This is a genomic window from Actinoplanes sp. NPDC023801, from assembly GCF_040639655.1.
GTDB lineage: Bacteria > Actinomycetota > Actinomycetes > Mycobacteriales > Micromonosporaceae > Actinoplanes.
In genome coordinates, this window is record NZ_JBFAAI010000020.1 from 156,419 (window position 1) to 163,160 (window position 6,742).

Annotated in this window: 8 protein-coding genes and 1 tRNA gene; 2 read left to right on the top strand and 7 right to left on the bottom strand. The window is 68.0% G+C overall.

Going from position 1 to position 6,742, the window contains the following annotated elements; translation table 11 throughout:
- Positions 1–23 precede the first annotated feature (23 nt).
- A complete protein-coding gene (locus tag AB0G04_RS30430; RefSeq protein ID WP_360989488.1) occupies positions 24–830 on the bottom strand; it encodes an S-methyl-5'-thioadenosine phosphorylase in 807 nt (268 codons plus the stop codon).
- Between the two features lie 121 nt (positions 831–951).
- On the opposite strand from AB0G04_RS30430, the gene AB0G04_RS30435 reads away from it, so the two are divergent.
- Complete coding sequence (locus tag AB0G04_RS30435) at positions 952–1,500, top strand: YqgE/AlgH family protein (protein WP_360989490.1); 549 nt, start codon at positions 952–954, stop codon at positions 1,498–1,500.
- Positions 1,501–1,577: 77 nt separating this feature from the next.
- Positions 1,578–1,650, top strand: a tRNA-Ala gene (locus AB0G04_RS30440).
- Positions 1,651–2,068: 418 nt separating this feature from the next.
- Here AB0G04_RS30440 and lepB read toward each other — a convergent pair.
- The 6 genes from lepB to AB0G04_RS30470 all read right to left on the bottom strand — a co-directional run bounded on the left by lepB (position 2,069) and on the right by AB0G04_RS30470 (position 6,643).
- Positions 2,069–2,560, bottom strand: a complete 492-nt coding sequence (gene lepB, locus AB0G04_RS30445) for a signal peptidase I (RefSeq protein WP_360989492.1) — start codon at positions 2,558–2,560, stop codon at positions 2,069–2,071.
- 450 nt (positions 2,561–3,010) lie between these two features.
- Positions 3,011–3,397, bottom strand: coding sequence for a response regulator (locus AB0G04_RS30450; protein ID WP_360989493.1), 387 nt, complete (start codon positions 3,395–3,397; stop codon positions 3,011–3,013).
- 129 nt (positions 3,398–3,526) lie between these two features.
- Positions 3,527–4,105, bottom strand: coding sequence for a hypothetical protein (locus AB0G04_RS30455; RefSeq protein WP_360989495.1), 579 nt, complete (start codon positions 4,103–4,105; stop codon positions 3,527–3,529).
- On the bottom strand, positions 4,105–4,800 hold the full coding sequence (locus AB0G04_RS30460) for a PilN domain-containing protein (RefSeq protein WP_360989498.1): 696 nt from the start codon (positions 4,798–4,800) through the stop codon (positions 4,105–4,107). The genes AB0G04_RS30455 and AB0G04_RS30460 overlap by 1 nt, the downstream gene beginning before the upstream one ends.
- Positions 4,797–5,822, bottom strand: a complete 1,026-nt coding sequence (gene pilM / locus AB0G04_RS30465) for a type IV pilus assembly protein PilM (RefSeq protein ID WP_360989500.1) — start codon at positions 5,820–5,822, stop codon at positions 4,797–4,799. Before pilM ends, AB0G04_RS30460 begins: the two co-directional genes overlap by 4 nt.
- A 38-nt stretch (positions 5,823–5,860) precedes the next feature.
- Positions 5,861–6,643, bottom strand: a complete 783-nt coding sequence (locus AB0G04_RS30470) for a prepilin peptidase (protein ID WP_360989503.1) — start codon at positions 6,641–6,643, stop codon at positions 5,861–5,863.
- Positions 6,644–6,742: the final 99 nt, after the last annotated feature.

Below are 6,742 nucleotides of genomic sequence, written 5' to 3' on the forward strand. Positions count from 1 at the left end.
TCGCCGTGCTCACCCCGTACGGATCAAGGAAGCTCGAAAGGCAGTTTGATGCCCGCCAGGGCGTCCCGGCAGGGGCAGGAACGCTCGGCCGGAAGCTTGACGACCGCATCGAGAAGGACGTCGCGAAGACGTGCCGTGTTGTCGGCGAAGACCGCGAAGACCTCTTCCTGGGTGACGCCGTGCTCACCTTCCACACCCGCGTCCAGGTCGGTGACCAGCGCGATCGCCGTGTAACAGAGCGCCAGCTCGCGTGCGAGTACCGCTTCCGGGTGACCGGTCATGTTCACGATCGTGCCGCCGATAGACGTGAACCAGCGCGACTCGGCACGCGTCGAGAAGCGTGGACCCTCCACGACCACCATCGTTCCGCCGTCCACCGCACTCACCCGCTCGGCGGAATCCAGCACCACCGCACGACCCACCGGGCAGTACGGATCGGCGAACGACACGTGCACCGCGCCCGAGTCGTAGAACGTCTGCTCACGGCCACTCGTCCGGTCGATCAGCTGATCCGGCACCACGAAAGTGCCCGGACCGAGCTCCGGACGCAGACCGCCGACCGCGCACGGGGCGATGATCTGCCGGACACCGAGCGAACGCAGCGCCCACAGATTGGCCCTATAGGGAATGCGATGTGGGGGAAACCGGTGGTCACGGCCGTGCCGCGGCAGGAACGCCACCCGGCGCCCACCCACCTCGGCCACGGTGATCCGGTCCGATGGAGAGCCGAAGGGAGTGTCGACCTCATGTTCGGTGGCGTTGTCCAGGAGCGCGTAAAGCCCCGATCCGCCGATGACGCCGATCTCTGCTGCCGTAGGTGGCGGGTTCATGTCCAGACCTTATCCGCGGCCGGAAAGCCAAGCTAATGTGCTGACATGGCTACGTCGAGCGGACGGCGGTAAACACGTGTTCGGTGAGCAGCAGCGGATCGGAGGCCGGTCGGTGGATTCGATGACCGGTCAGCTGCTCGTCGCCACGCCCACCCTCAAGGACCCCAACTTCGACCGGACGGTCGTGCTGCTGGTGGCCCACGAGACGGGCGGCGCGCTGGGGGTCGTGCTCAACCGCGCGACCGAGGTTCCGGTCGCCGAGGTCCTCGGCACGTGGGGCGAACTCGCGGGCGACCCCGCGGTCCTCTTCGAGGGCGGGCCGGTCCAGCCGGAGTCGGCGATCTGCCTGGCCCGTACCAAACCGGAGTTCAAGAAGCGCCTCTCCGGCTTCCACCCGGTCAGCGGCGCGCTCGGCACCCTGGACCTCTCCGCCGACCCGGAGCGGATGCGGGAGAGCGTGGCCGGCATCCGCGTCTTCGCCGGATACTCCGGATGGTCGGCCGGTCAGCTCGAGGACGAGATCGCCTCCGGCTCCTGGTTCGTCTTCGACGCACTGCCCGGCGACCCCTTCGTCGAGCGCCCCGACGACCTCTGGGCCATGGTCCTGCGCCGCCAGGGCGACATCCTCGCGGCGGTCGCCCACTTCCCGCCGGACGTCTCCCTCAACTGAGGGGGGTGCTTCGAAGGGAGCCCGCGAGGTGTGTAGTATTTCCAGCGTGCCCGAGGGAAACCGCCGGGGACCAGCAAGGGGCTGTGGCGCAGCTGGTAGCGCACCACACTGGCAGTGTGGGGGTCAGGGGTTCGAGTCCCCTCAGCTCCACCCTTGAACAACTCATAGCAGTGCAGCTCAGGCCCGGTCTGTCGACCGGGCCTGATTCGTTGTAGGGGACAGGTAGGGGAACCGGATCCCAGCTCGCGCCGGGCGGGGGTCCTGGCGAAGCGTCGAACAGTCCACGAATCGTCGGAGCATCCAGAGCGGTAGGCCGCCAGCTCGTTGCGATACTTCCCGACGCTGCACCGGCCGGCGGCTGAGTCGCGCCGATCGATCCGCGCCGCCCAGGTCGACGGCCGCGGTGGTCGCGCAGCAGGAGGGTGGACCCTGCCAGCGGTTCGACATGTCGACGGCTGAGTTCGTCCACCGGATGCTCATGATCCGGAGCTCCGGCCGTTCACCGTGGCCGATCCGCCACGCCTGCCCTTTCCCAGCCGGGGAGGGGATGGGCCACCCGGGTCCGCTGTCAGGTGCGCAGCACGCCGATCACGCCGGTCAGTGCCAGCGGGCCGTTGTATGCCGAGTCGTTGGCGATGCCGCGGTTGTCGCCGAGCACGAAGATGTGCCCGTCCGGCACGGTGAGAGGGTCGAAGGTGACCGGCGGCTCGCCGTTCGCGGCGATGTACGGCTCTTTCAGGGCGGCGCCGTTGTGCAGCACGCGCCCTGCCGGGTCACAGCAGCTCACGGTGTCGCCGGGCACCGCGATCACGCGGTGGATCCGGGGCGGGTCACCCGGCTCCGCGCCCCAGCTGCCGGGCGCATCGAAGACCACAAGGTCGCCCGCGTGCGGACGGTATTCCCCGGGTTCGATCATGTCGGCCGTGACGATGTCGCCCTCGGTGAGGGTCGGCTTCATCGCCGGTGAGTTGATCCGGTATTTCTTCACGTTGTCGAAGCCGCACGAGCCGGATGCCACCAGTGCCAGCGCCAGCACGGCTGCCAGGGAGATAGTTCGCACGAGCCGATCGTCGCATTCGCGTTGTTCTCTCCTGCCCGGCTCCCTGGCGTAAGGGCCGATCGAGGGGGAGATGAACGTCCGTCGTGGTCCGTCTACTCGGGCCGGTGGAGTTACGGGGAGAGGCGGACCGGGCGATCCGGGCCCGGGGCAGACGGCGTGCGGTACTCGCGGCGCTCGCCCTGGAAGCCATCCCGGCCGCAGCCGGGTCGGCACGTCGCCCTCCGCGGGAGGCTGCCCGGCCGATCGCTGGCGGCCGGGCTGACGGCGTGACGAGACAGGATTCGGGACCCGTGCCGTTACGGGGGGAACGGCACGGGCCGGGCGTAACGATAACCGTCTTTTCGGACAGAAGCGAGGGTTTGTCAGCGATCTAGAGCAACCGCACAGGAAAGCGCTTTTCGCCGAGCGGAAGCTGCGCGGCGCGCGGGGCCGGCCCGGTCGGATGACGAGTCAGGTACCCAGGTGGCGGCGGCCGATCAGGGTCTGCAGCCTGGTCACCAGGTCCCGCGGGGAGATCGGTTTGGACATGTAGCCGTCGGCGCCCGCGCCGAGGCCCGCGTTGACGTCGTAGGCGTGGCTGTTGCCGGAGACCATCAGGATCGCCATGTCGCGGATCGCCGGGGTGCTGCGGGCCAGCTGGCACAGTTCCATGCCGTTCATGGCCGGCATCCGTACGTCGGTGATCATGCCGACCGGCTTGGCGACGGTGAGGATGCGGGCAGCGGTCTTCCCGTCCTTCGCGCCGAGCGCCCGGTAACCCGCCGACTCGAGGGTCACGGTGAGCAGGTCACGGACGTCGGAGTCGTCGTCTGCGATCAGGATCAGGTTCTGGTTCATGCGGCTTCCTCCTAGCTCTCGCCTGCCTGTTCGGCCGTTGAAACCACGGCGAGAGTTGCGTGCGGGTGCGATCCGGGTGCGGCGAAAGCCCCTGTCCCGTAGGGGAGCAGGGGCTTTCATGCGGTTCGGTCAGGACTTGACGGTCGCCGTCTTCGTCGAGGTGATGAAGGCCTTGAGCGTCAGGGAGAGTTCCCAGCCTTCGTCATCCTGGCCGAGCTGGGCGGTCTCGATGAGGAGGGCTCGAGGCTGCTCCGTCTGCAGGTGTTTCACCAGATTGAGGATCCGCTCGACACTCTGGCCCTCGATGCTGAGGGTGATCGGTAGCTGGGTCACCGTGCTGGGCGACTTCGCCAGCTCCTCGTTGGTCGCGCTGTAACCGCTGACCTCGACCTTGTACTTGGCGCCGAGGCTCTGCAGCTGCTTCAGGAATTCCGGGATCCGGTTGGTCGAGTTGTCGTGCGGGATGGCTTGCTGGTTGGTGACCAGCGTCTTCTTGTACTGGTTGATCTTCTTGAGTTCCGCCTTCAACTCGGCCAGCCTCTTCTGTTCCTTGATCAGTTGAGTCTCCGTGTCGGCGGTCTCGGCGTGGACGGTGTCGATCGCTGTGTACTGCGGTTTGATCAGCAGGAACCAGCCGCCCGCGACGAGCATGATCGTCAGGGCGAGGCCGCCGAAGAGCCAGATCTGATCGATGCGGCGCGCGGTCATCACTTGCCTCCACTCGGGCACTTGGTGGTGAAGCGGCCGCAGAGCGCCTTGTCGGTGATCGTCACGGTGATGGAGAAGCTGTAGTAATTCGTTTCCTTGTCCTTGTTCGCGGCTGTGACGAACGGATTCGTCACGTGCCGGAGACTGCCGAGCTCGTTGACGAAGTTGGCGATCACGTGCTTGTCCTTGGCCACGCCGGAGATGTTCAGCGTGCCGACCGCTCCGCCGGGGTCCTTGGCACCCTCGGCCTTCTCCGCAAGACCGGCGTTCAGCTCGGTGAGACCGACCTTCTCCTGGCGAGCCGTGTCCCCGATCAGGTTGATCAGATTGGTCCAGGAGAGGTCGTCGGCGAGGACCGCGGTCAGTTCGGTCTTCAGTATCTCGCCGCCGTCCTGATACTCGACCAGCGTCCGGAACTCATCCGTCCGCTGGTCCGCCCGGGTATCGGTCAAGGTCTGGAACATCGCCTCGTAGTCCTCGTCGGCGGTTGCCTTGGCGACGGTCGTCTGCCAGTACCAGGCGCCGACGGCGGCCACCACGAGGAGTACCACGAACACGATCAGCGAGCGGATACGCCGGGACCGCCGGCCGTCCCGGATCTCCGGTGGCATCAGGTCGGCGCGGATGGTGAGGACCCGGGCCGCCTGCTGCGGCGAGACCGACGGGTCCACGGGCATGAGTGCGGTGGTGGTCATCGGGTCGCTCCGAGCGTGAGGCCGATCGACACGGCGGCCGACGGCACGAAACTGTCGAACCCGCGCTCCCGGGCCTTGCGGGTGTCGCGAAGGCGGGAGGCGTTGTCGGCGTACATCACGGCGACGCCGAGCTGCTCCTGCAGGTGCTCGGCGAGGCCGGGCATCAGGGCGCTGCCGCCGCAGAGCGAGATCCGGGTGACCTGCTTCTGCCGTTCGCCGGAGGCCAGGTAGGTGAACGAGCTGCGCAGCTCGCTGGAGAGCGGGCGGACCGCGTCGACCAGGGCGGCCACCGTGTCCGGGTTGCCGTCGCCGTGCAGGCCGTACCGGCACTTCAGCGCCTCGGCCTCGACGGTGTCCAGGCCCAGGCGGGTGGCGATGTTCTCGGTGATCTCGGCGCCACCGCGCGGCAGGGTACGGACGAACAGCGGCTCACCGTCCGCGTGCACCACCACACTGGTGATGTTGGCGCCGATGTCCACGATGGCCTCGACCTGGGCGTCCAGCCGCGAGGCGGAGCGCAGCATGGCGAACGAGGCGAGGTCGACGCCGACCACCTTGAGGCCGGCCTTCTGCACCGCCTGGACCATGGTGAGTACCGCGTCCTTGGGCATGGCGATCAGCAGGCCGCGCACGGTCGGATTGTCGCCGGGCTGCTCGAGCGGATAAAAGTCCAGCAGCGAGCGCTCGACCGCGAGTGGCAGCTGCTCCTTGACCTGGAACGGCAGGGCCTGGCGCATCTGGCTCTGCGGCAGGTTCGCCACCGACGTCTCGCGGACCACCAGCTGCGGGTTGGTGACCGCGAGGGTGACCTTCTTGCTGGCGAACTTGCTGGCGTTCCAGAGCTGCTTGAGGGCGGCGGTGACCGTGCCCGGGTCCTGCACCACGCCGGCCGAGACGGTGCCCGGCTCGAGCGGGAACTGGCCGAAGTTGATGAGCGTGTAGTCGTCCTTGTTGCGCCGGACTTCCACGGCCCGGATGGAGGACGAGCCGATGTCGAGCCCGATCGGCGTTGAGCCAGCCATCGGTCTTCCTTCCTTCTGGTGGCGGTCGAGGCGGTGGGTCAAGCGGTGGGGAGGAGCAGATTCGTGTACCAGCCGGCGAGCGGCGCCGCCGCGAAGACCGCGAGGAAGGCTCCAGCCAGCATGTACGGACCGAACGGGATCCGGCTCTTGCGGGAGGCCAGCTTCAGCGCGATCAGGATCCCGCCGACGACTCCGCCGAGCAGGAAACCGGCGAGGGCGCCGACCGCGACCGCGCTCCAGCCGAGCCAGCCGAGGTAGAAGCCGAGCAGCGGGGCGAGTTTCACGTCACCGCCGCCCATGCCCCAGATCGCGAGCACGCGGTAGAGCAGGTAGAGCAGGCCCGCGGCGAGGAATCCGCGGAGCAGGTCAGCCGGCTCGCCGGCGGCCAGTGAGACCGGGACGAGCAGGGCGGCGGCCACGGCGTACGAGGGAAGGACGATTTTGTCGGGAAGACGCATCACGTCGAGGTCGATCATCGCCAGGGCGATCGCGACAGCGGCGAGATAGAGGTATGCCGGGAGTTCCCAGGACCAGCCGAAGCGGGCCGCGACCGCGACGAACAGGGCCGCGGTGCCGGCCTCGACCAGCGGGTAGCGGGCGCTGATCCGGGTGCCGCAGTCGGCGCACCGGCCGCGGAGCATCAGCCAGCCGACGACCGGGACGTTGTGCCGGTTCCGGACCGGGTTGCCGCACTGCGGGCAGTGCGAGCCCGGGTGGATCAGCGACTCGTCGCGGGGCACCCGGTGGATCACGACGTTCAGGAACGATCCGATGGCGAGCCCGAGGAGTGCGACGATGCCGAACAGCGGGATCTCTGGCATGGCCGTCCTCCTCGATTGTCGCTGGAATGGGTCGGGACCTGCAGGGATCGGAACACGGCGTTCAGAACAGCCCCCTCGTTTCGTCGTACGCGTCATCAC

Excerpts from the sequence above, each read along its gene's own strand:
- AB0G04_RS30430 (WP_360989488.1), bottom strand. The coding sequence starts at position 830 with ATGAACCCGCCACCTACGGCAGCAGAGATCGGCGTCATCGGCGGATCG.
- AB0G04_RS30435 (WP_360989490.1), top strand. The coding sequence starts at position 952 with ATGACCGGTCAGCTGCTCGTCGCCACGCCCACCCTCAAGGACCCCAAC.
- pilM (WP_360989500.1), bottom strand. The coding sequence starts at position 5,822 with ATGGCTGGCTCAACGCCGATCGGGCTCGACATCGGCTCGTCCTCCATC.
- AB0G04_RS30455 (WP_360989495.1), bottom strand. The coding sequence starts at position 4,105 with ATGACCGCGCGCCGCATCGATCAGATCTGGCTCTTCGGCGGCCTCGCC.
- AB0G04_RS30450 (WP_360989493.1), bottom strand. The coding sequence starts at position 3,397 with ATGAACCAGAACCTGATCCTGATCGCAGACGACGACTCCGACGTCCGT.
- AB0G04_RS30460 (WP_360989498.1), bottom strand. The coding sequence starts at position 4,800 with ATGACCACCACCGCACTCATGCCCGTGGACCCGTCGGTCTCGCCGCAG.
- AB0G04_RS30470 (WP_360989503.1), bottom strand. The coding sequence starts at position 6,643 with ATGCCAGAGATCCCGCTGTTCGGCATCGTCGCACTCCTCGGGCTCGCC.